This window comes from Hydrogenophaga sp. T2, from assembly GCF_049843535.1.
GTDB classification, from domain to species: Bacteria; Pseudomonadota; Gammaproteobacteria; order Burkholderiales; family Burkholderiaceae_C; genus Hydrogenophaga; species Hydrogenophaga crocea.
Genome location: NZ_JBBHZJ010000005.1, coordinates 68,565 through 94,603, shown reverse-complemented (window position 1 = coordinate 94,603; position 26,039 = coordinate 68,565). Strand labels below are relative to the sequence as shown.

Below are 26,039 nucleotides of genomic sequence, written 5' to 3'. Positions count from 1 at the left end.
CGGCGGGGTGTGTTCCCCCTTGGAGGGCCCATGCTAGGCATTCACAATCGATTGCAGAAATCAATCATTGCGGGGGATAACCCTATGCCAGCCGACACCCTGGCCCAGCCCGGCCACCAGGCCGAATTCCTGCTCTACCGCCTCTACCGCATCCACGTGACCGCGGGCCGGCAGGTGGTGCAGCTCTGCGAGAGCCTGCACGGCATGACGCGGCGCGAATGGCGCGTGCTGTCCTTCCTGGCCGAGAACGAGGGCGTGCTGTCGTCCGAGCTGGCCGAGCGCGCCATGCTCGACCGCGCGCGCACCTCGCGCACCCTCACCACCCTGGCCGACAAGGGCCTGATCGAACGCCGCCCCAAGCCCAGCGACCGGCGCGAGGTGCATGTGTTCCTGAGCGAGGCGGGGCGCCGCGTGCATGGCGACATCTTTCCGCGCATCCGCGCCATCAACCAGGCGCTGGTGGCCGACCTGTCGGCCGGCGAGCGCGAGGTGCTCGACGCCGTGATCGCGCGCATCCAGGCGCGCGCCGACGCGCTGCTGGCGGGCGCGCCGCCTTTGGCGCGCGACAACCCCGACGACGAACCTTGAGCCCCCACGCTCCGCCGCTGCGCGGGTCGCTGCCCCCCGAGGGGGCTGATCCGGCTTGGGGCGGCCCGGCGCCGGATCGCTTCGAACCCACGCGCCAGAAAGTCCGGCGCGCCCTGTCAAGGTTTCCCCACACGCCGCGGCCCGGAAACGCCGGGCCCGCTGAGTAAGCTGAACGGCCAACGCGGGTGCGTTGCGTCAGGGACCACCACAGCAAAGGCCGCGCCGACGGCCCCCCGGGTTTCGGAGAAACAGAGCCATGCATCGACCCCTGCCGGCCCGGCACACAGGCCCGTCGCGATGAGCACACCCGGGGTTCCCTTTCGCGCCAGCCTGCGCGCGCTGCTGTTGGCGGTGGTGGTCACCACGCTGGTGGTGGTGCTCGCGCGCGGCTGTCAGCTCAACCGCGCGATCGACTGGATCGGCAGCGTCGACCAGCAGCAGCGGCTCGTGGGCCACATGGCGGCCACCTCGGTGCGCCTGCTCACCACCGTGCAGGACGACCTGCTGCGCGACCGCCCGGGCATGGCGCAGCGCTGGGCCACCGAGCTGGCCGAGCTGCGCGGCGACCTGCAGCAGCTGCGGCGCCTGGACGCCATCGACGCCACCGCCGTGGGCGAGTTCGACAAGGCGTTCGCCGAGCTCGAGTCGCTGTTCGACGGCCTGACGCTCGCCGCGCCCGCGGGGCGCATCGGCGACGGCCCGGTGAGCGAGCGCCTGATGCAGAGCCTGCGAACGCTGAGCGCGCAGGCCTACCACTACGAGGGCCACATCGAGGCGCTGCGCCAGAGTGAGCGCCAGCGCCAGGCGCGCTGGGCCGTGCTTTACAACGCCGCGCTGGTGGCCCTCATGCTGCTGCTGGCCGGCGTGGTGGTGCGCCGCCTGGTGCGCCCGCTCGGTCTGCTGGCGGCCACCGCCGCGCGCGTGGAGGCCACCGGCCTGCCGGACACCCGCGTGGGCTACGTGGCACGCGACGAGATGGGCATGGCCACGCGCAGCTTCGACGCCATGCTCGACCGGCTCGCGCGCATGCGCCACGAACTCGCGCGCGCCCTCGAGCGCCAGCGCCGTGAACGCCAGGAGCTGGCCAGCATCATCGAAGGCACGAACGTTGGCACCTGGGCCTGGAACCTGCAGACCGGCGACACCCGCTACAACGAGCGCTGGGCCGGCATCATCGGCTGGCGCCTCGACGAGCTGCAGCCCGTGAGCGCCGACACCTGGCACGACCACCTGCACCCCGAGGACCTGGTGCGTTCGGCTCAGGCACTGCAGGCGCACTGCCAGGGCGAAGCGCCGTTCTACGAATGCGAGGTGCGCATGCGCCACCGCGACGGGCACTGGGTGTGGGTGCACACACGGGGCCGGGTGTTCACGCGCACCGCCGACGACCAGCCCGAGTGGATGTACGGCACCCACCAGGACATCACCGAGCGCAAGGCGCTCGAGCAGACCCTGGCCGACGCGCGCCTGCAGGCCGAGACCGCGAACCGCGCCAAGACGCACTTCCTCGCGATCATGAGCCACGAGCTGCGCACGCCGCTGCACGCGTTGCTGGGCATCCAGCGCCTGCTCGCGCGCGACCTCGGCGGCGCGCGCGAGCGCGACCTGCTGCACCGCGCCGACCAGGCCGGCCAGGCCCTGCTCGACGCGGTCAACGAGGTACTCGACCTGGCGCGCATCGAGGCCGGCGAGCTCGCGCTCGACCCCGTGCCCTGGCAGCCGCGCGCGCTCGCCGAGGAGCTGGTGGGCGTGTACGGCCTGCAGGCCCAGGCCAAGGGCCTGAGCCTGCGCAACGACCTCGATGCGCAACTGCCGGCCTGGCTGTTCGGCGATGCCAAGCGCGTGCGGCAGGTGCTCACCAACCTGCTGGGCAACGCCATCAAGTTCAGCGAGCGCGGCGCGGTGGTGCTGCGCTGGCGCCGCCACACGCAGGCCGGGCGCGAGTGGCTGCGCCTGAGCGTGATCGACAGCGGCCGCGGCATCGAGGCCGACCGGCTCGAGCAGGTGTTCGAGCCCTTCGTGCAGGCCGACCCCGGCGTGATGCGCCGCCACGGCGGCAGCGGCCTGGGCCTGACCATCGTGAAGCAGCTCGCCACGCTCATGGGGGGCGAGGTCGGCGTGCGCAGCCGGCCCGGCGAAGGCAGCACCTTCTGGGTCGACCTGCCGCTGGTGGAGCCCGGCAGCGGCGACGCCGTCCTGGCGCTGCCGCCGCTGCGCGTGGCCGTGCACACGCCTCGGCCGGCCTGGCGCGAGCGCTGGGCGCGCTGGGTGCACGACCTCGGCTGGGAACTGCACGAAGGCGCCACGCCCGCGGCCGACGTGCAACTGATCGATGGCCGCGATGGCGAGGCCCTGCCGGACGCGGCCGGCCTGCGCCTGGTGCTGGGCGCGCCCGCGCCGCACCCGGACGCGCCCGATACCCTGCACCTGCCCTTGCGCGCCGATGGCGCCGCCGTGCTCGCCGCGCTGGCGCAGGCGCTGCCGGCGCGGCAGGTGCCGTCGCAGCGCTGGGTGCGCCGCACCGAGGCGGGCCCGCAGCCGCTGCGCTGGCTTGCGGGCCTGCGCGTGCTGGTCTGCGACGACAACGACACCAACTGCCACATCACCGCCGCGCTGCTCACGGCCCAGGGCGCGACGAGCACGGTCTGTGCCGATGGCCAGCAGGCGCTCGACTGGCTGGGCCGCCACCCCGGCGCGGTCGATCTGGTGCTGATGGACGTGCAGATGCCCGTGCTCGACGGCCTGCAGGCCTGCCAGCGCCTGCGCGCCGAGCCGGCCACCGCGGCACTGCCGGTGATCGCGCTGACGGCGGGGACGCTGGCGAACGAACGCGAGCGCGCGCGGGCGGCCGGCATGAACGGCTTTCTGGGCAAGCCCTTCACGCCGCTGCACATGGCCCAGACCCTGCGCGACGCCCTGCCCGCGGCCACGCTGGCGCGGGTGGGGGTGGTGGTGGCCGATGCGCCGGCCGCGGCCGCCCAGTGGCCGCGTGTGGCGGGGCTGGACGAGGCCCTGAGTCGCCAGCGCTGCGGCGGATCGCCCGACGTGCTGTGGCGTGCGCTGCGCGCCATGACCCTGCAGTACGCGCGCTGGGGCGACGAAGCCCACCGCTGGCTGCAGGCCCGCGCCGACGGCGGCCGCGAGGCGCTGCAGGCTTCGCTGCACAAGCTCTGCGGCAGCGCCGCCGGCGTGGGCGCCGAGGCCTTGCGCGCCGCGGCCACCGAGGCCGCGGCCCGGCTCGCGGCCGATGAGGACTGGGCGCGCGTGACCGATGCCGTCGCGCGGACCGACGCCCTGCTGCGCGCGCTGCTGGTGCAGATCGCTGCGCTGTCGCCCTCCGCGGCCCCCGCGCCCGGCGGCGCGCAGACCGAGCGCCCCGTGGTGGGCGAGCTGATGGCGCTGCTGCTGCGCCGCGACCTCGACGCCGTGCAATGGGTACTCGGGCGCGAGGCGGCCCTGGTGCTGCAGCTGGGCGCGGCGCGCGCCCGCGCGCTGCGCGAGGCGGTGGAGGTGCTCGACTACGCCGGTGCGGTGCACCTGCTGGGCGAGGTGCCCACCCCATGAAGGCCTGGCGCGCCCGCCTGCCGGTGCTGCTGGTGCTGGCCCTCACCGCGCTGGCCGCGGCCCTGCTGTGGTGGCAGACCGGCCGCGCCCAGACGCAGCTGCAGGAGCAGCTGCGCGCGGCCGCCGGGCAGCGCAGCCTGCACCTGGCCGACGCCGTGGCCGGCCAGGTGGAAAGCCTGATCGCGCTCGCCGACGGGCAGCTGCAGACGGCCCGGCGCGAATGGCTGCGCGACCCCGCCGATGTCGAGCGCGCGGCGCGGGTGCTGATCGAGGGCGTGCCGCGCCGCATGGTCACGCACCTCTCGGTGGCCGACGCGCAAGGCCGCATCGTCTTCCACACCACCGAGCGCGGCCCGCCCACGCGCATCGACGAGCAGCCGCACTTCCAGGCCCTGAGCGACGGCCGCGACCGCCTGTTCATCGGCCAGCCGCAGCGCTCGCGCCTGAACGGGGGCTGGACCGTGACCGCGGCGCGGCCGCTGCTGCGCAACGGCCGCTTCGAGGGCACGGTGCAGGTGGGCCTGTCGACCGAATTCCTCGCGCGGCGCCTGGGCGCGGTGGCGCTGTCGCCGCTCGACGTGATCGCGCTGGTCGGCCCCGACGGCACCTTCTTTGCGCGCAGCCGCGACAACGAAGCCGCCATGGGCAAGCGGCTGCCGGCCGACCGGCCCTTCCTGAGCACGGCCCTGCCGCTGCGCGATGAGGGCACCTTCCGCATGAGCGGCCACATGGACGGCACGCCGCGCCTGTACGGCTGGTCTCGCCTGCGCGAGCACGGGCTGGTGGTGAGCGTGGGCCTGGCCGACGAGGGCGTGCTCGCCCCGCTCGCGCCCGCGGTGGCGCGTGCGCGCGAGCTCACCTCGGCGCTGACCGCGCTGCTGCTGCTCGGCGGCCTGGGCATGGTGCTGCTGCTGCGCCGGCTCGCGCGCAGCGAGGCCCGAACCCAGGCGGCGCGAGCGCTGCGCAACCGCCTGTTCGACAGCTCGCAGGTGCCCATGGGCGTGATCGACCCGGCGACGATGTGCCTGATCGAATGCAACGACGCGGCGGTGCGCGCCTACCGCCTGGGCGGGCGCGAACAGACCCTGGGCACCCACGTGTCGGCCGTGTCGGCGCCGCAGCAGCGCAACGGCGTGGAATCGACCGAGGCCGCACAGGCCCACATGGCGCAGGCCATGGAACGGGGCATGGCCGTCTTCGAGTGGCTGCACCAGCGCAGCGACGGGCAGCGTTGGGACGCCGAGGTGCACCTGATGCGCTTCGAGTCCGAAGGCCGCACGCTGCTGCAGTTCACGGTGATCGACATCACCGCGCGCCGGCGCGTCGAGGAGCGCCTGCAGGCCAGCGAAACGCGGCTCAAGGAGGCCCAGCGCATCGCGTCGATCGGCAACTGGGAGCGCGACCTGCGCAGCGGGCAGCTCAGCTGGTCGGACGAGATCTACCGCATCCTCGAACTCGATCCGGCGACGCACCGGCCGTCGTTTCGCAGCTTCCTGTCGCGCGTGCACGCCGACGACCAGGCCCTGGTGGCGGAGGCTTACCGCGCCGTGGTGGACACGCGCGAACTGCAGGGCATGGTGCACCGGCTGTGCATGCCCGATGGGCGCATCAAGCACGTGCGCGAGACCGCCCTCACCGAATTCGATGGCGAGCAGGCGGTGCGCAGCGTGGGCACGGTGCAGGACATCACCGCGGTGCGCGAGGCCGAAGAGGTGCTGCGGCGCCTCAACGAGGAGCTTGAAGACCGCGTGGCGGCCCGCACGCGCGAACTCTCGCAGCTCAACCGCGAACTTGAATCCTTCGCCTACAGCGTGTCGCACGACCTGCGCACGCCGCTGCGCGGCATCAACGGCTTCGCCAGCCTGCTCGCCGAGGAGCACGGCGAGCGGCTCGGCGCCGAGGCGCGCGAGCACCTCGAACGCATCCGGCAGTCGGCCAGCGGCATGGGCCAGCTCATTGACGCGCTGCTCGCGCTCGCGCGCGTGAACCGCGGCGAGCTGAAGCCGGCCTGGGTGGACATCAGCGCGCTGGCGCGCACGCTGGCGGCCGAACTCGGCGCGGGCGAGCCGCAGCGCGCATCGGACTGGTTCATCGAGGACGGCCTGCGCGCCTGGGGCGACCCGGCGCTGTTGCGCTCGGTGCTGCAGAACCTGCTGGGCAATGCCTGGAAGTACACGCGCGAGGCGCCGGTGGCGCGCATCCGCGTCGAACGCCTGGACACGGGCGGCGACGAGACCGCGTTCACCGTGAGCGACAACGGCGCGGGCTTCGACATGCGCTACGCGGGCCAGCTGTTCGAGCCCTTCAAGCGCCTGCACTCGCCCAAGGCCTTCGAGGGCACGGGCGTGGGCCTGGCCACGGTGCAGCGCGTGCTCGAACGCCACGGCGGCTGGATCCGCGGCGAGGGCGAGCCCGGGCAGGGCGCGCGCTTCAGTTTCGGGCTGCCGCTGCCCTAGGCGCGGCTCACTTCAGCACGTCGCGGATCGAGGGGTCCTTGTCGAACTGGGCCTTGGCGAAGGGGCACAGCGCGATCACCCGGGTTTGCGTTTCGCGCGCCCAGGCCACGAGGGCGTCGAGCAGCTCGCGGCCCACGCCCTGGCCCTTGAGGCGCTCGTCGACCCCGGTGTGGTCGATGATGATCAGCGAAGGGTTGGTGCGGCTGTAAGTCATCTCGGCCAGGCGCTCGCCGCCAAGTTCGTAGAAGAAGGCGCCGGTCGGGCCGGGCTCTTCGTGCTGGATGGGGTGGGGCATGGCGGCGGGGGCGTTGGGTGGAAGGGAGCGCGCGGCCTGTCACTGTAGCGGCACGCGCGCCACGCGAAAGCCGCGTTCGGCGAGCAGCCGCGGCAGCGCCTGCTCGCCCGTCATGTGCAGCAGGCCGACGGCGGCGAACAGGCGGCGGCCTTCGCCGTGCAGGGCCGCGATGCGATCGGCCAGGTGCGGGTTGCGCCCGTCGTTGAGCCGGCGCAGCGCCGCTCGGTCGTCGTCGGTGGTGGCGCAGTCGCACCAGCTTTCGTAGCGGGCCACGGTGTCGAGGTCGCCGTCGGCCCAGGCCTGTGCGAGCCGCGCGAGCACCTCGCGCGAGCGGCCGCTTTCGAGCAGCGTGAGCGTGCCGTCGAGCGCGCGCAAGGCCTCTTCGGGCGTGGCGGGCGCCAGGGCCTGCAGCTGCTGCCGGGCCGATTCGAGCGCGATCAGCGGGCGCCGGCTGGACTTGGCGAAACCCGCGAGCACGTGCTCGACGCCGTAGCCCGGGTCCAGGCCGATCCAGCGCGCGTCGAGCAGCAGCAGCGCCATGCCTTGCTGCAGCGGGTGCAGGGCCGCGAACGCCGCGGCCGGCACGCAGGCGGCGGCGATCTGGCGGTCTAGCCGCTGCTGCAGCGCGGCCGGCGGGGTGGGGGCGGGCCCGGCGAGGCCCTCGCGCAGCTGCTGGGCCAGCGCGGGGTCGCTCACGTCGAGTTCGAGCGCCACGCTGTCGCTGCGGCGCAGCGCATCGAGCACCTGCGGGCCGGGAAAGGCCCATTCGAGCTTGCCCACGTGCAGCGTGCCGTAGAGCCAGGACGTGCGGCCGTCGCGTTCGAGCCGCCAGAGCGCGCCGCGGTCGCGTGCCTGCGCCTGCGCGGCCTGCAGCTGCTGCGGGCCGGGCGGCTGGGCCTGGGGCGGGCAGGCGGCGGGGGCCGGGGCGGGCGGCGAGAGCGCCGGTGTCGGGGTCTGGGCGGCCAACGGGCCGGCGATGGCGAGCGCGAGCAGGCCGCGCAGCAGGCGTGTGAGCATGGCGCGATTGTGGCGGCGGCGTTCAGCCGCGGGCCGCGGCGTCCACGTCGATGGTGCTGCGAACGCCGACGGCGCTGCGGTGGGCCTTGAACCAGTGCTCGGCGGCCTCGCGGCCCTGCGCGAACAGGCGCTCAAGGAAGGCCGGGTCGGTGCGCGTCTTGCTGCCCGCGCCGTGGGCGGCGAGCGCGTCGCCGCCGTCCACGCGGTGCAGCCGCAGCCGCTCGATGCCGCGCAGCACCGGGCTGCGCAGCTGGCGCGCGACCCAGCCCTCGGCCGCGAGCACCTGCTTGAGCAGCGCGATCGAGCGCAGCTCGCGCAGCAGGCTGGCGTTGAAGGTGACCTCGTTGATGCGGTCGAGGATCTCGCCCGCGCGCGTGGGCAGGGCTTCGCGCTCGGCGGGGTTGATCTGCACCACCAGCAGGTCGTCGGCCGGGGTGTCGAGCACCAGGGGCATCAGCGAGGGGTTGCCCGCATAGCCGCCGTCCCAGTAGGCCTCGCCGTCGATCTCGACCGCCTGGAACAGCAGGGGCAGGCAGGCCGAGGCCAGCACCACCTCGGGCGTGAGCTCGTGCTGGCCGAAGATGCGCAGCCCGCCGGTGCGCACGCGCGTGGCCGAGATGAACAGCCGCGTCTTGTGGCAGTGGCGAACCCGCTCGAAGTCCACCGTGTCGAGCAGGATGCGGCGCAGCGGATTGAGGTTGAGCGGGTTGAACTGGTAGGGCGAGACCTGGGCGCTGAACCACTGCGCGTAGGCGCGCGCGGGCGCCAGCCAGGGCGCGGCCCAGGGGCTCTCGGGGTCGAGCCAGGGTTCGACCCCGCCGCCCGCGGCGCCGAAAGGCGAGAGCTCGCCCACGCGGGTCCAGAAGCGCTTGAGCGCGGCGCGCGCGCCTTCGCGGCCGCCTTCCATCAGGCCCGCGGCCAGGGCCACGGCGTTCATCGCGCCCGCGCTGGTGCCGCTGATGGCGGCGATCTCCAGCGTGTCGTCGTCGAGCAGGCGGTCGAGCACGCCCCAGGTGAAGGCGCCGTGCGAGCCGCCGCCCTGCAGGGCCAGGTCGATCTTCTGGATGGGGGGAGGGGGGGTCTTGCGGGTGGCCATGCGCGCATTGTTGCTCCGCAACATGACCAGGGGGGAAGTCGGGCCAACGGCGACAATGCCGGGCTGCATGAGCGATCCGTCCCCCGCCTCCCCCCCATCCGCCGCGCCGCAGGGCGACCTGGCGCGCGAAGCCCTCGCGCTGGCCGCCTTCGACCACGTGGTGGCGCGCGCCCCGGGCTTTCGCGCCCGCGCGGGCCAGCGCGAGATGGCCGCCTTCATCGCCGAGACGCTCGCGGGCGTGAAGCTCGGCGACGACAGCGTGTCGGGCGAGGCGGGCCGGCCCGAGCGCGGCATCGCGGTGGTGCAGGCCGGCACCGGCGTGGGCAAGTCGGCGGCCTACGCGGCCACGGTGATCCCGCTCGCGCTCGCGCAGGAGCGCCGCGTGATCATCAGCACCGCCACGGTGGCGCTGCAGGAACAGCTGATCGCCAAGGATCTGCCCGCGCTCGCAGCGCTCATGCCGCAGCCCTTCGCCTATGCGCTCGCCAAGGGGCGCGGGCGCTACGTGTGCCGGCTCAAGCTCGACACCCTGGCCGCGGGCGACGACGGCAGCGCCGACCTGTTCGAGGGCGAGCCCGGCACCCGGCCCGCGGGCGACCTGGCCGAACGCACCCAGACCTACGCCCGCTGGGCCATCGCGCTCGACCAGGGCGACTGGGACGGCGACCGCGACCGCCTCGCCGAGCCGCCCGAGGGCGCGCTCTGGGCGCCGGTGGCGGCCGAGCGCCACACCTGCACCGCGCGCCACTGCCCGGCCTACAACGGCTGCAGCTACTACCAGGCGCGCAACCGGCTCGCGCACGCGCAGGTGATCGTGGTCAACCACGACCTGCTGCTGTCCACGCTGGGCCTTCACGCCCTGCCCAAGCCGCAGGACTGCTACCTGGTGCTCGACGAGGCGCACCACCTGCCCGACGTGGCCCAGGGCCAGTTCACCGCGCACATGGACCTGATGCACGGCACCTGGCTCGACCGCCTGCCCAAGGCCTTCGACGAGGTGGCCAAGGCCATGGCGCACCCGCACGGCGTGGACCTGAACGAGCACGCGCGCGGCGCCAAGGCCGCGCTGGCCGAGCTCGCGCGCCTGGGCATGGCGGCCGTGGGCCCTGCGGTGCGCGATCTCGCGTCCGAGGCGCCGCCGCTGGCGCACCGCTTCGACAACGGCGTGCTGCCCGGCGAATGGACCGAACCGCTGGCCACGCTGCAGGCCCATGCGGGCGTGCTGCTCAAGCTCGCCGAGGCGCTCGCGGTGCAGCTGCGCGCCAATGCGCGCGAGAACCCCGGCGAGGCCACGCGCAGCGCCGAGCACTACGCGCGCATCGGCCGCTTCGCGCCGCGCTTGCAAAGCCTGCACGAGACCGCGGGCCTGTGGCTGCAGGGCGGCGAGGCCGGCGGGCCGCCGCTGGCCAAGTGGCTGCAGGCCGGCGTGCAGCACGGCATGGTCACGCTCAGCGCGCACGCCTGCCCGCTGCAGCCGGGCAGCCTGCTGCACCACCACCTGTGGAAGCACGTGCGCGGCGCGGTGGTCACCTCGGCCTCGCTGGTCACCTGCGGCGGCTTCGAGCACTTCCTGCACGAGGCCGGCCTGGCCTGGGACGCGGCCACGGTCACGCGCATGGTGCAAAGCCCCTTTGACCACGCCAGGCAGGGCCGGCTCGTGGTGGTGCACACCGAGGCCGACCCCAAGGACGTGGACGGCTACACGCGCGAGATGCTGGATCTGCTCATGGCCGATCTGCGCGAGGTGCGTCGCGGTGCGCTGGTGCTGTTCACCTCGCGCGCGCAGATGCGCAGCGCCACCAGCCTGCTCGAACGCGGCGCGAACGCCGACCTGCGCGCGCGCGTGCTGGTGCAGGGCGAGGCCTCGCGCACCGCGCTGCTCAAGCGCCACGCGCAGCGCGTGGCCGACGGCGAGCCCTCGATCCTGTTCGGCCTGCAATCGTTCGGCGAAGGCCTGGACCTGCCGGGCGAGCTCTGCGAGTGGGTGTTCATCACCAAGCTGCCTTTCGCCTCACCGAGCGACCCGGTGGGCCAGGCGCGCGCCGACTGGCTCAAGGCCCAGGGCCGCGACCCGTTCAGCGAGCTCGTGGTGCCCGCCACCGGCGCGCGGCTGCTGCAATGGACCGGCCGCGCGCTGCGCACCGAGACCGACGAAGCCACCGTGGTCTGCTACGACGCGCGGCTGCTGCGCCAGTCGTACGGCCGGCGCATGCTCAAGGGCCTGCCGCCGTACCGCCTGCAGAAACGGCAGGCGGGCGTGACGGCGGATGTGTGAAGATCCGCCCCATGATCGATTCACTCCTCAAACTCGTTCACGTGCTCGCGGTGGTGCTTTGGGTCGGCGGCATGCTCTTCGCCCACTTCTGCCTGCGCCCCTCGCTGGGTGTGCTGCCCGGCCCCGAGCAGCGGCTGCGCCTCGTGCACGCCGTGCTGGGCCGTTTCTTCCAGGCCGTGCTGGTGGCCGCGCCGCTGGTGCTGGTGACCGGGCTGTGGATGATCGGCCGCGTGGCCAAGGCCTCGGTGCAGGCCGGCGTGCCGTTTCACATGCCCTTGCACTGGACCATCATGGCCGTGCTGGGCATCGTGATGATGGCCATCTTCGGCCACATCCGTTTTGCGTTGTACAAGCGCCTGTCGCGCGCCGTCGCTGCCGGCGACTGGGCCGCGGGCGCCGCCGCGCAGGCCAAGGTCCGCACCTGGGTGTTCGTGAACCTGCTGATCGGCCTGGCGATCGTGGTGGTGACGCTGCTGCTCGGCTGAGCCCGCTCAGGGCAGGTTCAGGCCCGGCGGCGGCAGCGGCTGGCCCAGCAGGCGCGGCCACAGCCACTGCAGGCCGGCGCGCATGTCCATGCGCTCGCCGCTGAGTTGCGCGGCCACCGGGCCGTGCGCGCGCTCGGTCATGGTGCCGAGGTCGAAGCGGAAGATGTAGCTCGGCTCCTGGCCCATGCGCAGGTCGGTCACGAAGAGGCGGCCGTCGTGTTCGTGCACGCTGTAGAAGCCGTGGGTGAACGCGGCCAGGCGGCGCAGGCCCTCCACGTCGCCGTGCGCGGCCGCGAGTTCGGCGCCGCGGTCGAAGCGGTGCCACTCGATCACCGGCGGGTTGTCGAGCAGTGAGTGGTAGCCCTCGACGTACTCGGTGTCGGTCATGGCCACCACGCGCCAGAGCACGGTGTTGAACGGCGCGGGCGTGACCAGCACCGCGTTGGCGTCGATGCCCTGGCGTTGCAGCGAGTCGCGCGCCACCAGCTCCACGTGCTGCTGCACGAGCACGCTCCACACCAGGTAGGCGCTGCTCAGCAGCAGCCCCGCGGCGTTGGCCTTCAGGCCCACGGCCAGCGGCGTGCGCAGCGCCAGCACCACGCCGATCAGCAGCGGCACGGTATAGAGCGGGTCGATGATGAACACGCTGCCCACGCCGTAGGGGTGGTTGGTGAAGGGCAGCAGCAGCTGCGTGCCGTACACCGTCATGGTGTCGAGCAGCGGGTGGGTGACCAGGGCGAGCCACAGGGCCAGCCACCAGCGCCGCCACAGGGCGGTCTCGCCGTGCAGGCGCGCCACGCCCCAGGCCATCAGGGGCGCAAACAGGCTCAGGTAGAACAGCGCGTGCGACTCGCCCCGGTGCAGCACCATGTTGAGCACGGCATCGCCGTGGTCGATGAGGGCGTCGAGGTCGGGCAAGGTGCCGGCCACGGCGCCCCAGAGCGCCGATTTCCACACGGCCGTGCGCCGTCCCATGACGGCCACCGTCACCGCCGCGCCCAGCGCCACCTGCGTCAGCGAGTCCATGGCAGCGTCAGCCCGGGTCTCGGTTGGAGGACATCCAGGCGATCAGCGAGGAGCGCATCGCCTCCTCGACCGACATGTCGATGGGCGTGATCCAGTCGCGCGGCACGAACACGGTGTAGCCGCCGATCATGTAGCCCATGGGCAGGTACACCGCCACCTGGTCGAGCTCGCCGAGCGCGCCCGGCAGGCCGCTGAAGTTCTGCCGCGTCACCAGGCCCACGATGGACATGTCCTGGCCGGGTGCGCGTAGCAGCACCACCTGCTGCTGCTGCGGCTGGTCTTTGCCGTGGGGCGCGAAGTACTCGGCGAAGTTCTTGAGCGACGAGTAAATGCTCTTGACCACCGGCAGGTTGGTGAAGGGCAGCTCGGCCCAGGCCAGCACGCGCGCAAAGCCCGGGTGCGACACCAGCATGCCCAGGCCGAAGATCAGCGAGCCCGCGATCACGATGCCCAGGCCGGGCAGGTAGAAATCGCCGATGAAGGGCCGGATCAGGCCCATGGCGAGCCGCTCGGTCCAGGCCACGAACAGGTAGAGGACGTAGAGCGTGAGCGCCACCGGCAGGAAGGCCAGCAGGCCGCGCAGGAAGATTTGGGTCAGTCGGGACTTCATGGTGTGGGGTCGGGACGCGGGGGAGAATAGCAGCCGTCGGTGGCGCCGCGGCGGCGCCGACGGGCGGTGCTTGCAAGCAGAGTGCCTGGCCGCAGCTGGGTGCTGTGTTTTTCATCGCCGGAACTCCTGTGCCTGACACCGCTCTGTCACCCATGAACGCTGTTGCCGATCTGCTGGGCCGCCTGGGCCGCACCGTGCTGCGCCTGACGCTGGGCCTGGCCGCCGCGGTCTTCCTGCTGAGCCTGCTGCTTGCGTCGCTGCTGGCGGTGCTCGGGCTCTCGCTGTTTTCGCTGCTCACGGGCCGCAAGCCGGCGCCCGTGGTGCTGTTCGCGCGCATGCGCGAGCGCTCGCAGCGCTTCGCCCAGGGCGGCTGGGGCCAGCCGGCCGCAGCGCCGCGTGGTGAGGTGGTCGACGTGGAAGCGCGCGAGATTCCCGACGCGCGCGGCCCCTCGCGCCAGCCCTGACTCAGGCCGGGGGTTTGCGCGCCAGCGCGGCCTCGTAGAGCGCGTTGCGTGGCCGGCCCGTGAGGCGGGCGGCCAGTTTCACCGCCGACTTCAGCGGCAACTCCTCGAGCAGCGTGTCGAGCACGCGCAGGGCCTCGGCGTCCACCTCGCCTTCGGTCGCAGGCCCGGGCGCAAGCGCGTGCACCAGCAGCGCGAATTCGCCGCGCGTGCGCTGCGGGTGGGCAGCGAGCCAGCCGGGCAGCGCGGCCGCGGCCACGGTGTCCACCTCTTCGAACTGCTTGGTGAGCTCGCGCCCGACGGTCACCGCGCGCGGGCCCAGATGCGCGGCCAATGAGGTGGCGAGCGCCTCGATGCGGTGCGGCGCCTCGAGCAGGGCGCAGGCCTCGGGGCTGGCCGCGATGGCCTGCAGCGCGCGCTCGCGCTCCGCGCCCTTGGGGGGCAGAAAGCCCGCGAAGCGAAAGCGGCCCTCGCCCACCACCTCGCCCGCCACGCTGAGCAGCGCCGTCAGCGCGCTCGCGCCCGGCAGCGGCACGCAGCGAAAGCCCGCGGCGCGGGCCTCGGCCACCAGGCGCGCGCCCGGGTCGCTCAGGCCGGGCGTGCCGGCGTCGCTCACGTAGGCCACGCGCTGGCCTTGGCGCAGGCGCTCGATCACGGCCTGCGCGGCCTCGCGCTCGTTGTGCTCGTGCGCCGCGATCAGGGGCTTGTGCAGGCCGTAGGCCTGCAACAGCGCGGCGGTGTGGCGCGTGTCCTCGCAGGCCACGGCGTCGGCCAGGTCGAGCAGGTGCAGCGCGCGATATGTGATGTCTGCGCGATTTCCGATCGGGGTGGCCAGAAGGTACAGCGACCCGTTCGGATAATGCTGCGCCCCCGCGGCCAGGCGCGCGGCGGTGAGCAGATCGATCGAAGGGAGTGACACGTGAGGGGCAATGAAAAGCCGTCGCCGGCGTCGCCGACCGCCTTGGGGCGGCAGGCCGAAGACCAGGCGCTGGCGCTGCTGAGCCGGGCCGGCCTGCAGCTGGTGATGCGCAACTTCCGCACCCCCGGGCGCGGGGGCGGCGAGGTCGACCTGATTATGCGGGAGCCTGATGGCACGCTGGTCTTCGTGGAGGTGCGCCAGCGCCGCGCGGGCGACCACGGCGGCGCGGCCGCGAGCATCGGTTCGGTGAAGCGGCGGCGCATCGTGTTCGCGGCGCGGCACTTTCTGGCGCGCATGCGGTCCACGCCCAGGTGCCGCTTCGACGCCGTGCTGTTCGAAGGCGATGAAGCGCCGCAATGGTTGCGCGCCGCATTCGATGCCGGTGACGCTTTTTGATACGAACCCCGCCGCTATCATCGCCCCATGCTCTTGCAGCGCATCCAGCAGCAGTTCATCGACAGCGCCGACCTGAAGTACCAGAGCGCGCCCACGCTCGCGCCCCTGATCGAGGCGGCCGTGGCCGCCCTGCTCGCGGGCCTCACGGGGGGCGGCCGGCTGCTCAGTTGCGGCAACGGCGCGGGCGCGGCGCTCGCGCAGCTGTTCGCGGCCCAGATCGTCGGCCGCCACGAACGCGACCGGCCCGGCCTGGCGGCCTTCGCGCTCGCGTCCAACGCTCCCGTGATCACCGGCATTGCGGCCGATTTCGACGGTCGCCAGGTGTTCGCGCGCCAGGTGCACGCGCTCGGCCAGGCCGGCGACGTGCTGCTGGTGATCAGCCCCGACGGCCAGGCCGGCAACCTGGTGGCCGCCGTCGAGGCCGCGCACGAGCGCGACATGACCGTCATCGCCATCACCGGCGCGCGTGGCGGACGCATCGCGCCGCTGATGCGCGACACCGACGTGCACCTGTGCGTGCCGCACGAGCAGGCGGCGCGCGTGATCGAACTGCAGCTGCTGGTGCTGCATTGCCTGGCCGACGGGCTCGACGCCCAGTTGCTCGGCCTGCCCGACGCCCTTTCGACCGACACGGAGAACCCCGCATGAACCTGAAACGCCTGCCCCGCATCGGCACCACCCTGCTCGCCACGGTGGCGCTGTCCACCCTGATGTCCGCCTGCGCGCCGCTGGTGATCGGCGGCGCGGCCGTGGGCACGCTCATGGCCGTGGACCGGCGCAGCTCGGGCGCGCAGGTCGACGACCAGGCGATCGAATTGCGCGCGGCCAACCGCCTGCGCGACACCCTGGGTGGCCGCGCCAACGTGTCGGTGAACAGCTACAACCGCCAGGTGCTGCTCACCGGCGAGGTCAACAGCGAGGCCACGCGCGCCGAGGCCGAGAAGATCGTGGCCGGCGTGGACAACGTGCGCAGCATCGTCAACGAGCTCAAGGTGATGAACTCGCCCGGCCTGTCGCAGCGCACCAGCGACTCGCTCATCACGGGCCGCGTGAAGGCCGGCTTCGTCGATGCGCGCGACCTGCCCGTGACCAACATCAAGGTCACCACGGCCAATGGCGTGGTCTACCTCATGGGCCGCGTGACGCAGAAAGAAGCCGACCGCGCGACCGAGGTGGCGCGCAACACCGAGGGCGTGCAGCGCGTGGTGCGCATCTTCGAGGTGCTCAGCGAAGAAGAGCTGCAGCGCCTGGCGCCCGCGCCGGCCGCGCAGCCGGGCACGGGCACGGGCAGCGGCACTGAAGCGCCGCGCCAGTGAACGCGCCGCGGCTCAGCGCAGCCGCTTGATCAGGCTCGAGGTGTCGTAGCGCGCGCCGCCCATGGCCTGCACGTCGGCGTAGAACTGGTCCACCAGCGCCGTCACGGGCAGGCGGGCGCCGTTGCGCTTGGCCTCGTCGAGCACCAGGCCCAGGTCCTTGCGCATCCAGTCGACCGCGAAGCCGAAGTTGAACTGGTCGGCCACCATGGTCTTGCCGCGGTTGTCCATCTGCCAGCTCTGGGCCGCGCCCTTGCCGATCACGTCGAGCACGAGGTTCATGTCGAGCCCCGCCTTCTGACCGAAGGCGATGGCCTCGGACAGGCCTTGCACCAGGCCCGCGATGCAGATCTGGTTGACCATTTTGGTGAGTTGGCCGGCGCCGCTCGCGCCCATGAGCGTGAAGGCGCGCGAGAAGGCCATGGCCACGGGCTTGACGGTGTCGAACGCGGGCGCGTCGCCGCCGCACATCACGGTGAGCAGGCCGTTCTCGGCGCCCGCCTGGCCGCCCGAGACGGGCGCGTCGACGAAGGCGATGCCCAGGGCCTTGGCCGCCGCGTAGAGCTCTCGCGCGACGTCGGCCGAGGCGGTGGTGTGGTCGACGAAGATGGCGCCGGGCTGCATGCCCGCGAAGGCGCCGTCGGCCCCGAGCGTGATCGAGCGCAGGTCGTCGTCGTTGCCCACGCAGGCGAACACGATCTCGGCGCCCGCGGCGGCCTCGCGCGGCGTGGCCTTGAAGGCGCCGCCGTGCTGTTTCGCCCAGGCCTCGGCCTTGGCGGCGGTGCGGTTGTAGACCGTGACCTGGTGGCCTGCCTTGGCGAGGTGGGCGGCCATCGGGCCGCCCATGACGCCCAGCCCCAGGAAGGCAACGCGGCGGGCAGGCGTGGGTTCGTAGGTCTTGGCGTTCAAGGTGTCATCTCCTGGGTTGTGTTGTTGGCAACCCGGAGATGGTACCCAGCCTGGCTCAGACGATCGTCAGGTGCTCCGTACCGGCAGCGAGATCGAGGGTCTTCGCGCGCTGGCTGTGCAGCTTGATGTGCAGCCGCAGATCGTTGAGCGAGTCGGCGTTGCGCAGCGCGTCTTCGTAGGTGATGAGGTTGGCCTCGAAGGCGTCGAACAGCGACTGGTCGAAGGTCTGCATGCCGATGTTGGTGCTCTTCTTCATCACTTCCTTGATCTCGGCCACCTCGCCCTTGAAGATCAGGTCGGAGATGAGCGGCGAGTTGAGCAGGATCTCGACCGCGGCGTAGCGGCCCTTGTTGTCCTGCCGCGGCACCAGGCGCTGCGAGATGAGCGCGCGCAGGTTGAGCGAGAGGTCCATGAGCAGTTGGGGCCGGCGCTCTTCGGGGAAGAAGTTGATGATGCGGTCGAGTGCCTGGTTGGCGCTGTTGGCGTGCAGCGTGGCCAGGCACAGGTGGCCGGTTTCGGCGAACTGGATCGCGTGCTCCATGGTCTCGCGGTCGCGGATCTCGCCCATCAGGATCACGTCGGGCGCCTGGCGCAGCGTGTTCTTGAGCGCGGCCTCCCAGCTGTCGGTGTCCAGGCCCACCTCGCGCTGCGTGACCACGCAGTTCTTGTGCGGGTGCACGAACTCGATCGGGTCTTCGACCGTGACGATGTGGCCGTGCGATTTCTCGTTGCGCCAGTCGACCATGGCCGCGAGCGAGGTGGACTTGCCCGAGCCCGTGGCGCCCACCAGGATGCACAGGCCGCGCTTGGACATCACCACGTCCTTGAGCACCTGCGGCAGGCCGAGCTTGTCGATGGTGGGCAGCGTGGCGGGAATCGTGCGCAGCACCAGGCCCACCTTGCCCTGCTGGATGAAGGCGTTGCAGCGGAAGCGGCCGATGGCGGGCGGCGAGATCGCGAAGTTGCACTCCTTGGTGCGCTCGAATTCCGCGGCCTGCTTGTCGTTCATGATCGAACGCGCCAGCGCAAGCGTGTGGCCCGCGGTGAGCGGCTGCGGCGAGACCTTGGTGATCGCACCGTCGACCTTGATGGCGGGCGGGAAGTCGGCCGTGATGAAGAGGTCGCTGCCGCCGCGGCTCAGCATCAGCTTGAGCAGGTCGTTGATGAACTTGGATGCCTGGTCGCGTTCCATGGTGGTGCTGCCTCGGTCGCGTCGGGTGTCAGCCGGGGAAGTTCTCGGGGATCTTGGCCTTGCTGCGGGCCTCGGCGGCGCTGATCACGTTGCGCCGCACGAGGTCGGCCAGGTTCTGGTCGAGCGTCTGCATGCCCACGCTGTTGCCGGTCTGGATGGCCGAGTACATCTGTGCGACCTTGGCCTCGCGGATCAGGTTGCGGATGGCGCTGGTGCCCAGCATGATCTCGTGCGCGGCCACGCGGCCGCTGCCGTCCTTGAGCTTGCACAGCGTCTGCGAGATCACGGCCACCAGCGATTCCGACAGCATCGCGCGCACCATGTCCTTTTCTTCGGCGGGGAAGACGTCGATGATGCGGTCGATGGTCTTGGCCGCGCTCGAGGTGTGCAGCGTGCCGAACACCAGGTGGCCGGTTTCGGCGGCCGTCATGGCCAGGCGGATGGTTTCGAGGTCGCGCATCTCGCCCACCAGGATGGCGTCGGGGTCTTCGCGCAGCGCCGAGCGCAGCGCGTTCGAGAAGCTCAGCGTGTGCGGACCCACCTCGCGCTGGTTCACCAGGCACTTTTTGGAGTCGTGCACGAATTCCACCGGGTCTTCGACCGTGAGGATGTGGCCGTACTCGGTTTCATTGAGGTGGTTGATCATGCCGGCCAGCGTGGTCGACTTGCCCGAACCCGTGGGGCCGGTGACCAGCACCAGGCCGCGCGGGCGCAGCGCCAGGTCGGCGAAGATCTTCGGGGCGTTGAGCTGTTCGAGCGTGAGGATCTTGCTCGGAATGGTCCGGAACACGGCGCCCGCGCCGCGGTTCTGGTTGAACGCGTTGACGCGGAAACGCGCCAGGCCTTCGATCTCGAACGAGAAGTCGCATTCCATGAACTCCTCGTACTGCTTGCGCTGGCTGTCGTTCATGATGTCGTAGACCATGGCATGAACGGCCTTGTGGTCCAGCGGCTCGACGTTGATGCGCCGCACGTCGCCATGCACCCGTATCATGGGCGGCAGCCCGGCGGACAGGTGCAGGTCGGAGGCCTTGTTCTTGACGCTGAACGCCAGCAATTGGGTGATGTCCATCCCGGGTTTTCCGTGTTCGAGTAGGAATGTGCAAACGATTATGACGAGCATCGCTGCCAATCTCCAGCAGGTGCGGGAGCGGCTGCGAGCGGCCTGCGAAGCGGCTTCGCGGCAGAGTTCAGAGGTTACTTTGCTCGCGGTTTCAAAGACCTTCGGAGCCGATGCCGTCCGTCAGGCCCATGCCGCCGGCCAGACGGCTTTCGGCGAAAACTATGTGCAGGAAGGCATCGAGAAGATCGCGCTGGTGGCCGAAAGCGTGCCGCGTGCCGCGCTCGAATGGCACTGCATCGGCCCGCTGCAAAGCAACAAGACGCGGGTGGTTGCCGCGCAATTCGATTGGGTGCAATCGGTTGACCGGCTCAAGATCGCGCAGCGCCTGAGCGAGCAGCGCCCGGCCGGCCTGGCGCCGCTCAACGTGTGCCTGCAGCTCAACGTGGATGGCGGCGCCAACAAGTCGGGTGTGACGCTGGCCGAGCTGCCGGCGCTGGCCGACGCGGTGGCCGCCTTGCCCGGCTTGCGGCTGCGCGGCCTCATGAGCATTCCCGAGCCCGTGGCCGGCTTCGACGCCCAGCGCGCCGTGTTCCTGCGCGTGCGCGAGGCCTACGACGACCTGCGGGCCCGGGGCCACGCGCTCGACACCCTGTCCATGGGCATGAGCGACGACCTCGAGGCGGCCGTGGCCGCCGGCACCACCCTGGTGCGCGTGGGGCGTGCGGTCTTCGGGCACCGGCCGCTCAAGGACCCGGCAGCGGCCTGAGCCTGGCGTGTGGTGCTGCGCGGCCGCGCCCAAGCGGCCCTGGCGCGGACCATGGCGGTGCGATACTGCGCCCGCATGAGCCACGACCCCGCCATCCCGCCAGCGCCCCGACCGGGCGGCGAGGGGTTTCGCGCGCTCGACGCCGGCTGGCGGCAGTGGATCGCCGAGAACCGGCTGCGGCATTGCACGCCCGAATCCATGCTGGCCACCATGGCGCAGGCCGGGCTCGACCCGGCCGAGTGCGAGCGCGCCCTCCGCGCCATGGAAGAAGACCCGGCCTTCCTCGCGGCGCGCAAGTTCCAGCAACTCAATGCCAAGCTGGCCTCGGTCATGGCCAACCAGCAGCGCCTGCGCGAGCTCGACCCTTTGTATGGCCACGTCGAAAAGCGCAGCCGCGTGTCGCCGGCCGAGTTCATGGACAAGTATGTGATCGGCAGCCGGCCCGTGGTGCTGACCGACGTGGCCCGCGACTGGCCGGCGATGCGGCGCTGGTCGCCGCAGGACCTGCGCGAGCGCTTCGGCCATCTCGAGGTCGAGGTGCAGGCCGAGCGCAGCGCCGACCCGAACTACGAGGTGAACAAGCTCGAGCACCAGCGCAAGACGCGCCTGGCCGATTTCGTCGACCGCGTGCTGGCCGGTGGCGCCACCAACGACTACTACCTGACGGCCAACAACGAGATGCTGAGCCGCCCCGGCTTCGCGCCGCTGCTCGACGACATCGGCACGCTGCCCGCGTTCTGCGACCGCTCGCAGCTCGCGCGGCGCGCCTCGTTCTGGTTCGGGCCCGCGGGCACGGTCACGCCGCTGCACCACGACACGCTCATGCTCTGCCACACGCAGGTCGTGGGCCGCAAGCGCTGGCGCTTCATCTCGCCGCTGCAGACGCCGCTGCTCTACAACCACTTCGAGGTGTACAGCCCGGTCGACATCGACCGCCCCGACCTGGCGCGCTACCCGCTGTTCGCGCAGGCCAAGGTGCTCGACGTGGTGGTGGAGCCCGGCGAAACCGTGTTCCTGCCGCTGGGCTGGTGGCACCAGGTCAGCTCGCTCGACGTCAGCCTGTCCTTCTCGTATTCGAACCTGGCCGTGCCCAACGAGTACCGGTTCGACAACCCCCGCATCACCAACTGGTAAAGGGCCCGTGGCGGCCCTGCGCGACACCATGACCGACGCCTTGCGCATCCAGCAGTGGCTGGACGACAACCGCATCACCGAAATCGAGTGCCTGATTCCCGACATGGCAGGCCAGGCGCGCGGCAAGATCGTGCCGCGCCACAAGTACGACCCCGCCGTGGGCCTGCGCCTGCCCGAGGCCGTGCTCACCATGACCGTGACCGGCGACTACCCCGAGAAGGACTACACCTCGGTGGCCGACCCCGACATGCAGCTGCGGCCCGACCCGACCACGCTGCGGCCCGTGCCCTGGGCCAAGGAGCCCACCGCGCAGATCATCCACGACTGCTTCGCCTTCGACGGCCAGGCGGTGGACCTGTCGCCGCGCAACGTGCTGCGCCGCGTGCTCAAGCTCTACGAAGACGAGGGCTGGAAGCCCATCGTGGCGCCCGAGATGGAGTTCTACCTGGTGCAGGTCGAGCCCGACGAGGACATCCCGCTCAAGGCGCCCGTGGGCCGCACGCGCCGCAGCGAGGCGGGCATGCAGAGCTTCTCGATGGACGCCATCAACGAGTACGACGACATCTTCGACGTCATGTACGACTGGTGCGAGGCCGAGGGCATCCAGCTCGACACGCTGATCCACGAAATGGGCACGGCGCAGATGGAGATCAACCTCGACCACGGCGACCCGCTGCCGCTGGCCGACCAGGTCTTCCTGTTCAAGCGCACCATCCGCGAGGTGGCGATCCGCCACCAGATGTACGCGACCTTCATGGCCAAGCCCATGCAGGGCCAGCCCGGCAGCGCCATGCACATCCACCAGAGCGTGGTGGGCCTTCACGACGGCCAGAACATCTTCAGCCGGCCCGACGGCGAGGCCTCCGACCGCTTCTTCCATTTCATCGGCGGCCTGCAGACCTACCTGCCCGCGGCCACGGCCTTTTTCGCGCCCTACGTCAATTCGTACCGGCGCCTGTCGCGCTACACCTCGGCACCCATCAACCTGAGCTGGGGCTACGACAACCGCACCTGCGGCCTGCGCGTGCCGCACTCGGGGCCGCAGGCGCGCCGCGTGGAGAACCGGCTCGCGGGGGTCGATGTGAACCCGTACCTGGCGCTGGCCGCCAGCCTGGCCTGCGGCTACCTGGGCATGAAGCAGGGCCTCAAGCCCAGCGAGCCGCTCACCGGCAGCGCCTACGAGCAGCCGCACCAGCTGCCGCGCCACCTCGACGACGCGGTGGAAAAGCTCATGCAGTGCGCGCCGCTCGTGGAGCTGTTCGGCGAGCACTTCATCCAGGCCTACGGCGCCATCAAGGACACCGAGTACCGCGAGTACTTCGACGTGGTGAGCCCCTGGGAGCGGCGCTTCCTGCTGCTCAACGTCTGAGCGTTCACATCACGACCATGCCCGCCATGGGGTTGGCGAGCAGGGCGTCGAGCTGTTCGATCGGCAGCGGCTTGGAGAACAGGTAGCCCTGGAACTGGTCGCAGCCCTGGTAGGTGAGGAAGTCGCGCTGCTCCACGGTTTCCACGCCCTCGGCCACCACCTGCAGGCTCAGCGACTGCGCGAGCGCGATGATGGCGCGCGAGATCGCGGCGTCGTTGGGGTCGGTCAGCACGTCGGCCACGAAGGCCTTGTCGATCTTGAGCTGGTCCAGCGGCAGCCGCTTGAGCACCGACAGCGACGAGTACCCGACACCGAAGTCGTCGAGCGAGAGCGTCACGCCCAGGGCCTTGAGCATGCCCATCTTCTGGATGGTGATCTCCATGCGGTCGGCCAGCAGGCTTTCGGTGAGTTCGAGCTTGAGCCGCTGCGGCCGGATGCCGCTGTTGCGGATGCAGGCCATCACGAGGTCGACGAAATCGGGGTGGCGGAACTGGCGCACGCTCACGTTCACCGCGATGCTCAGGTTCGCGGTCTCGGGGCGGCGCGCCCAGGCGGCGAGCTGCGCGCACGCGGTCTCCAGCGCCCACTGCCCCAGCGGCAGGATCAGGCCGGTGTCTTCGGCCACCGGGATGAATTCCGACGGCGGGATCAGGCCGCGCTCGGGGTGGTTCCAGCGCAGCAGCGCCTCCACGCCGGTGATCACACCCGCGCGGTCCACCTGCGGCTGGTAGTACAGCAGGAATTCGCCGCGGCGCAGGCCGCTGCGCAGGTCGGAGCCGGTGCGCGCGTTGGCGGTCATGGCCGATTGCATCGCCGGGTCGAAGAAACACAGCGTGTTGCGGCCCATCGACTTGGCCTGGTACATGGCGAGGTCGGCCTGCTTGAGCAGCTCGCCCACGTCGGCCTGCGCGCCGCTGAAGATGGCCACGCCGATGCTGGGTGTGGCGAAATGCTGGTGGCCGTTGAGGCCGAAAGGCTCGCGCAGCGTGTTGAGCACCTTCTCGCCGAGCACGCGCGCCTTGTGCGCGGCCGCGGCCGGGTCGTTGCTGAGGTCGTCGGCCATCACCACGAACTCGTCGCCGCCCAGGCGCGCCACCAGGTCGGTCTTGCGCACGCTCGCGCTCAGGCGTTGCGCCACCTTCTTGAGCAGCTGGTCGCCCATGTGGTGGCCCAGCGTGTCATTGAGGATCTTGAAGTTGTCCAGGTCGATGAACAGCAGCGCGCCGTGCTGGCCGCTGCGCGCGCTGCTGGCCGTGGCCTTCTGCAGCCGGTCGAGCAGCAGCTGGCGGTTGGGCAGGTCGGTCAGCGGGTCGTAGAAGGCCAGGTGCCGGATCATGTCCTCGGCGGTCTTGCGCTGCGTGATGTCGCGGCCCACGGCCACCCAGTGCGAGACCTCGTCGGCCGCCGCCTGCACCGACACCACCTCGAGCTCGACCCAGAACTGCGTGCCGCTCTTGCGCCGCACCAGCAGCTCGGTGCGGGCCTTGCGCGTGTCGCGCAGGCCGCGCGCGAGCTCGTGCAGCCGCGCGCCCACGGCCTCGAGGTCGAACAGCATGCGCGGCGATTGTTCGAGCACGTCGGCGCGCGCGTAGCCCGTGTGCAGCTCGAAGGCGTCGTTGACGAACACGATGCGCGGCTCGTCGTTGCCGCTGGCGGTCTCGGCGATCAGCACGATGTCGTTGAGCCGCGCCACGCTGGTCTCGAGCAGCATGAGCTGCTCCTGCGAGCGGCGGCGCTCGGTCACGTCGCGGAAGTACACGGCCAGGCCCTCGGCGAAGGGGTAGGCGCGCACCTCGAGCCACTTGCCCAGCGAGGGGAACCAGTCTTCGATCTCGACGCGCCGGTTGGTCTGCAGCGAGCGGTAGAGCTGCTCCTTCAGGCGCTGCGCCACGGCGGGGGCGAAGTCGTGCCAGAGCTCCAGGCCCAGCAGGTCGGCCGTGGTCTTCTGCAGCAGCCGCTCGCTTTCCTGGTTGAGGTAGGTGAAGCAGCACTGGCGGTCCAGCGTGACGAAGGCCTCGGTGATCGAAGCCAGCGTGGTGGTCAGGCGCATCGCCAGGCGCAGGGTTTCCTGCTGGGCCTGCTTGGTGGCCGAGATGTCGTGCACCGCGATCTGCACACGCACCACGTTGCCGTGCGGGTCTTCCACCGCGTCGCCCACGGTGCGCACCCATTTCGGGCCCACGCCCTCGAGCAGGATCTGCACCTCTTCGTCGAAGGGTTCGCCGCGCAGCGCGCAGCGCTCGATGCGCTGCTTGAGCCCGTTGCGCCACTCGGGCGCGTGGCGTTCGAGCATTTCTTCGAGCGTGCGCGGGTGGGCATCGGGCGGAAGGTCGAAGAGCCCGAGCAGGCCCGGCGAGCATTCGAGGTGCTGGCCTTCGGTTTCGATCGACCAACTGCCGAGCGAAGCGGTGCGCTCGATCAGCGCGATCTGGCTCTGGTGGTTGCGCCGCTGCACCTGCTGCTCGGCCCGCAGCGCGCGCGCCTCGCGCAGCGCCAGCAGCAGGTCGCAGGCCTGCTCGGCGATCAGGGCCAGCGCCGGCAGCTCGCGCCGTTCCTCGCGCGGCTGGGCGTCGATCAGCAAAATGGCCGCGCCCGGCGCGCGGCTCATGGGCAGCCAGTGCAGGTGGCGCAGGCCGCGCCGCCCACGGCCCAGGTCCAGCGCCGACCAGCGCGCCTCGCGCCCGGCATCGCCGATCCATTCCTCGCCGGCCCCGAAGTCGGCGCAGAGCTGCACCACCACCTCGGCCTGGCCCTCGTCGAGGCCCGCGCTGCCCAGCAGCGCCCACTGCGCGCCCTGGCGCTCCAGACACGCGGCCGCCGACAAGTCGGCTTCGCGCACCAGGTGGTGCGACACGCGGTCGAAGGCCTCGCGGGCGTCGACGTTGTGGGGAGGAATCGGGGTGGGCAGGGTGGGGGAGCGGCGCATGGCAGGGCTAGGATAGCGAGCGCGCCGGCCGCCGGACGCGGTTCAGGAGACACAAGGTGGGGTGCCGGGCGTGAACTGCGGCACGCTGGGCCCGGGTGTGGCGGATTTTTGTAACATACTTGTGACTTCCTGTAGCGACTCGTCTACGATGCCCAGGCAACGTCATCGTGGTTTCGCAC

General features: G+C 71.5%; 22 protein-coding genes. 12 read left to right on the top strand and 10 right to left on the bottom strand.

What is annotated here, in order from left to right; genetic code table 11:
- Positions 1-84 precede the first annotated feature (84 nt).
- The 3 genes from WDZ95_RS13255 (at position 85) to WDZ95_RS13245 (ending at position 6,608) form a co-directional block, all read left to right on the top strand.
- Positions 85-588: a MarR family winged helix-turn-helix transcriptional regulator gene (locus tag WDZ95_RS13255; protein ID WP_425779104.1), complete on the top strand. Its 504-nt coding sequence runs from the start codon at positions 85-87 to the stop codon at positions 586-588.
- Between the two features lie 297 nt (positions 589-885).
- Positions 886-4,152 (top strand): ATP-binding protein, encoded by a 3,267-nt coding sequence (locus tag WDZ95_RS13250; protein WP_425779102.1) that lies wholly within the window; start codon positions 886-888, stop codon positions 4,150-4,152.
- Positions 4,149-6,608, top strand: a complete 2,460-nt coding sequence (locus WDZ95_RS13245) for an ATP-binding protein (RefSeq protein WP_425779100.1) — start codon at positions 4,149-4,151, stop codon at positions 6,606-6,608. Before WDZ95_RS13250 ends, WDZ95_RS13245 begins: the two co-directional genes overlap by 4 nt.
- Before the next feature lie 7 nt (positions 6,609-6,615).
- On the opposite strand, the gene WDZ95_RS13240 is transcribed toward WDZ95_RS13245, so the two are convergent.
- The 3 genes from WDZ95_RS13240 to WDZ95_RS13230 are packed head-to-tail and all read right to left on the bottom strand — an operon-like array spanning position 6,616 to position 9,016.
- Positions 6,616-6,903: a GNAT family N-acetyltransferase gene (locus WDZ95_RS13240; RefSeq protein ID WP_425779098.1), complete on the bottom strand. Its 288-nt coding sequence runs from the start codon at positions 6,901-6,903 to the stop codon at positions 6,616-6,618.
- 39 nt (positions 6,904-6,942) lie between these two features.
- Positions 6,943-7,920 (bottom strand): TraB/GumN family protein, encoded by a 978-nt coding sequence (locus WDZ95_RS13235; RefSeq protein ID WP_425779096.1) that lies wholly within the window; start codon positions 7,918-7,920, stop codon positions 6,943-6,945.
- 22 nt (positions 7,921-7,942) lie between these two features.
- The gene (locus WDZ95_RS13230) at positions 7,943-9,016 is read right to left on the bottom strand and encodes a patatin-like phospholipase family protein (RefSeq protein ID WP_425779094.1); all 1,074 of its coding nucleotides are present in this window, start codon (positions 9,014-9,016) and stop codon (positions 7,943-7,945) included.
- A gap of 67 nt (positions 9,017-9,083) precedes the next feature.
- Between WDZ95_RS13230 and dinG the strand changes: the two genes are divergently transcribed.
- A complete protein-coding gene (gene dinG / locus WDZ95_RS13225; protein WP_425779092.1) occupies positions 9,084-11,291 on the top strand; it encodes an ATP-dependent DNA helicase DinG in 2,208 nt (735 codons plus the stop codon).
- An 11-nt stretch (positions 11,292-11,302) separates the two neighbouring features.
- Positions 11,303-11,776, top strand: a complete 474-nt coding sequence (locus WDZ95_RS13220; RefSeq protein WP_425779090.1) for a CopD family protein — start codon at positions 11,303-11,305, stop codon at positions 11,774-11,776.
- A 6-nt stretch (positions 11,777-11,782) separates the two neighbouring features.
- Here WDZ95_RS13220 and WDZ95_RS13215 read toward each other — a convergent pair whose 3' ends face one another.
- Entirely contained in the window at positions 11,783-12,802 is a 1,020-nt protein-coding gene (locus tag WDZ95_RS13215) for a metal-dependent hydrolase (RefSeq protein ID WP_425779088.1), read from the bottom strand.
- Between the two features lie 7 nt (positions 12,803-12,809).
- Positions 12,810-13,412, bottom strand: a complete 603-nt coding sequence (locus WDZ95_RS13210) for a DUF502 domain-containing protein (RefSeq protein ID WP_425779086.1) — start codon at positions 13,410-13,412, stop codon at positions 12,810-12,812.
- Between the two features lie 152 nt (positions 13,413-13,564).
- Between WDZ95_RS13210 and WDZ95_RS13205 the strand changes: the two genes are divergently transcribed.
- Positions 13,565-13,876: a hypothetical protein gene (locus tag WDZ95_RS13205; protein ID WP_425779084.1), complete on the top strand. Its 312-nt coding sequence runs from the start codon at positions 13,565-13,567 to the stop codon at positions 13,874-13,876.
- A 1-nt stretch (position 13,877) separates the two neighbouring features.
- Here the strand turns inward: WDZ95_RS13205 and rsmI are convergent, their stop codons facing one another.
- Positions 13,878-14,792: a 16S rRNA (cytidine(1402)-2'-O)-methyltransferase gene (gene rsmI, locus WDZ95_RS13200; protein WP_425779082.1), complete on the bottom strand. Its 915-nt coding sequence runs from the start codon at positions 14,790-14,792 to the stop codon at positions 13,878-13,880.
- On the opposite strand from rsmI, the gene WDZ95_RS13195 reads away from it, so the two are divergent.
- The 3 genes from WDZ95_RS13195 to WDZ95_RS13185 are packed head-to-tail and all read left to right on the top strand — an operon-like array spanning position 14,793 to position 16,504.
- Positions 14,793-15,188, top strand: a complete 396-nt coding sequence (locus WDZ95_RS13195) for a YraN family protein (RefSeq protein ID WP_425779080.1) — start codon at positions 14,793-14,795, stop codon at positions 15,186-15,188. It begins immediately after the preceding gene.
- 27 nt (positions 15,189-15,215) lie between these two features.
- The gene (locus tag WDZ95_RS13190; protein WP_425779078.1) at positions 15,216-15,836 is read left to right on the top strand and encodes an SIS domain-containing protein; all 621 of its coding nucleotides are present in this window, start codon (positions 15,216-15,218) and stop codon (positions 15,834-15,836) included.
- Complete coding sequence (locus WDZ95_RS13185; protein ID WP_425779076.1) at positions 15,833-16,504, top strand: BON domain-containing protein; 672 nt, start codon at positions 15,833-15,835, stop codon at positions 16,502-16,504. Before WDZ95_RS13190 ends, WDZ95_RS13185 begins: the two co-directional genes overlap by 4 nt.
- A gap of 12 nt (positions 16,505-16,516) precedes the next feature.
- Here WDZ95_RS13185 and WDZ95_RS13180 read toward each other — a convergent pair whose 3' ends face one another.
- From WDZ95_RS13180 to WDZ95_RS13170, 3 genes are read right to left on the bottom strand one after another with little or no spacing between them, the layout of a single operon-like run.
- The gene (locus WDZ95_RS13180) at positions 16,517-17,410 is read right to left on the bottom strand and encodes an NAD(P)-dependent oxidoreductase (RefSeq protein ID WP_166228305.1); all 894 of its coding nucleotides are present in this window, start codon (positions 17,408-17,410) and stop codon (positions 16,517-16,519) included.
- 55 nt (positions 17,411-17,465) lie between these two features.
- A complete protein-coding gene (locus WDZ95_RS13175; RefSeq protein ID WP_166228303.1) occupies positions 17,466-18,602 on the bottom strand; it encodes a PilT/PilU family type 4a pilus ATPase in 1,137 nt (378 codons plus the stop codon).
- A 28-nt stretch (positions 18,603-18,630) separates the two neighbouring features.
- Positions 18,631-19,674, bottom strand: a complete 1,044-nt coding sequence (locus tag WDZ95_RS13170; RefSeq protein WP_166228301.1) for a type IV pilus twitching motility protein PilT — start codon at positions 19,672-19,674, stop codon at positions 18,631-18,633.
- A gap of 40 nt (positions 19,675-19,714) precedes the next feature.
- Between WDZ95_RS13170 and WDZ95_RS13165 the strand changes: the two genes are divergently transcribed.
- From WDZ95_RS13165 to WDZ95_RS13155, 3 genes are all read left to right on the top strand, one after another.
- Positions 19,715-20,431: a YggS family pyridoxal phosphate-dependent enzyme gene (locus WDZ95_RS13165; RefSeq protein ID WP_425779073.1), complete on the top strand. Its 717-nt coding sequence runs from the start codon at positions 19,715-19,717 to the stop codon at positions 20,429-20,431.
- A 75-nt stretch (positions 20,432-20,506) separates the two neighbouring features.
- Positions 20,507-21,565: a cupin-like domain-containing protein gene (locus WDZ95_RS13160; protein WP_425779071.1), complete on the top strand. Its 1,059-nt coding sequence runs from the start codon at positions 20,507-20,509 to the stop codon at positions 21,563-21,565.
- A gap of 28 nt (positions 21,566-21,593) precedes the next feature.
- Entirely contained in the window at positions 21,594-22,934 is a 1,341-nt protein-coding gene (locus tag WDZ95_RS13155; RefSeq protein WP_425779414.1) for a glutamine synthetase family protein, read from the top strand.
- Positions 22,935-22,938: 4 nt separating this feature from the next.
- Here the strand turns inward: WDZ95_RS13155 and WDZ95_RS13150 are convergent, their stop codons facing one another.
- A complete protein-coding gene (locus WDZ95_RS13150; protein ID WP_425779069.1) occupies positions 22,939-25,860 on the bottom strand; it encodes an EAL domain-containing protein in 2,922 nt (973 codons plus the stop codon).
- Between the last annotated feature and the right edge of the window lie 179 nt (positions 25,861-26,039).

What these genes read in the sequence shown, in the direction of transcription:
- WDZ95_RS13255 (WP_425779104.1), top strand. Translation starts at nt 85, where the DNA reads ATGCCAGCCGACACCCTGGCCCAGCCCGGCCACCAGGCCGAATTCCTG.
- WDZ95_RS13250 (WP_425779102.1), top strand. Translation starts at nt 886, where the DNA reads ATGAGCACACCCGGGGTTCCCTTTCGCGCCAGCCTGCGCGCGCTGCTG.
- WDZ95_RS13245 (WP_425779100.1), top strand. Translation starts at nt 4,149, where the DNA reads ATGAAGGCCTGGCGCGCCCGCCTGCCGGTGCTGCTGGTGCTGGCCCTC.
- WDZ95_RS13240 (WP_425779098.1), bottom strand. Translation starts at nt 6,903, where the DNA reads ATGCCCCACCCCATCCAGCACGAAGAGCCCGGCCCGACCGGCGCCTTC.
- WDZ95_RS13235 (WP_425779096.1), bottom strand. Translation starts at nt 7,920, where the DNA reads ATGCTCACACGCCTGCTGCGCGGCCTGCTCGCGCTCGCCATCGCCGGC.
- WDZ95_RS13230 (WP_425779094.1), bottom strand. Translation starts at nt 9,016, where the DNA reads ATGGCCACCCGCAAGACCCCCCCTCCCCCCATCCAGAAGATCGACCTG.
- dinG (WP_425779092.1), top strand. Translation starts at nt 9,084, where the DNA reads ATGAGCGATCCGTCCCCCGCCTCCCCCCCATCCGCCGCGCCGCAGGGC.
- WDZ95_RS13220 (WP_425779090.1), top strand. Translation starts at nt 11,303, where the DNA reads ATGATCGATTCACTCCTCAAACTCGTTCACGTGCTCGCGGTGGTGCTT.
- WDZ95_RS13215 (WP_425779088.1), bottom strand. Translation starts at nt 12,802, where the DNA reads ATGGACTCGCTGACGCAGGTGGCGCTGGGCGCGGCGGTGACGGTGGCC.
- WDZ95_RS13210 (WP_425779086.1), bottom strand. Translation starts at nt 13,412, where the DNA reads ATGAAGTCCCGACTGACCCAAATCTTCCTGCGCGGCCTGCTGGCCTTC.
- WDZ95_RS13205 (WP_425779084.1), top strand. Translation starts at nt 13,565, where the DNA reads ATGAACGCTGTTGCCGATCTGCTGGGCCGCCTGGGCCGCACCGTGCTG.
- WDZ95_RS13190 (WP_425779078.1), top strand. Translation starts at nt 15,216, where the DNA reads ATGCTCTTGCAGCGCATCCAGCAGCAGTTCATCGACAGCGCCGACCTG.
- WDZ95_RS13185 (WP_425779076.1), top strand. Translation starts at nt 15,833, where the DNA reads ATGAACCTGAAACGCCTGCCCCGCATCGGCACCACCCTGCTCGCCACG.
- WDZ95_RS13175 (WP_166228303.1), bottom strand. Translation starts at nt 18,602, where the DNA reads ATGGAACGCGACCAGGCATCCAAGTTCATCAACGACCTGCTCAAGCTG.
- WDZ95_RS13170 (WP_166228301.1), bottom strand. Translation starts at nt 19,674, where the DNA reads ATGGACATCACCCAATTGCTGGCGTTCAGCGTCAAGAACAAGGCCTCC.
- WDZ95_RS13165 (WP_425779073.1), top strand. Translation starts at nt 19,715, where the DNA reads ATGACGAGCATCGCTGCCAATCTCCAGCAGGTGCGGGAGCGGCTGCGA.
- WDZ95_RS13160 (WP_425779071.1), top strand. Translation starts at nt 20,507, where the DNA reads ATGAGCCACGACCCCGCCATCCCGCCAGCGCCCCGACCGGGCGGCGAG.
- WDZ95_RS13155 (WP_425779414.1), top strand. Translation starts at nt 21,594, where the DNA reads ATGACCGACGCCTTGCGCATCCAGCAGTGGCTGGACGACAACCGCATC.
- WDZ95_RS13150 (WP_425779069.1), bottom strand. Translation starts at nt 25,860, where the DNA reads ATGCGCCGCTCCCCCACCCTGCCCACCCCGATTCCTCCCCACAACGTC.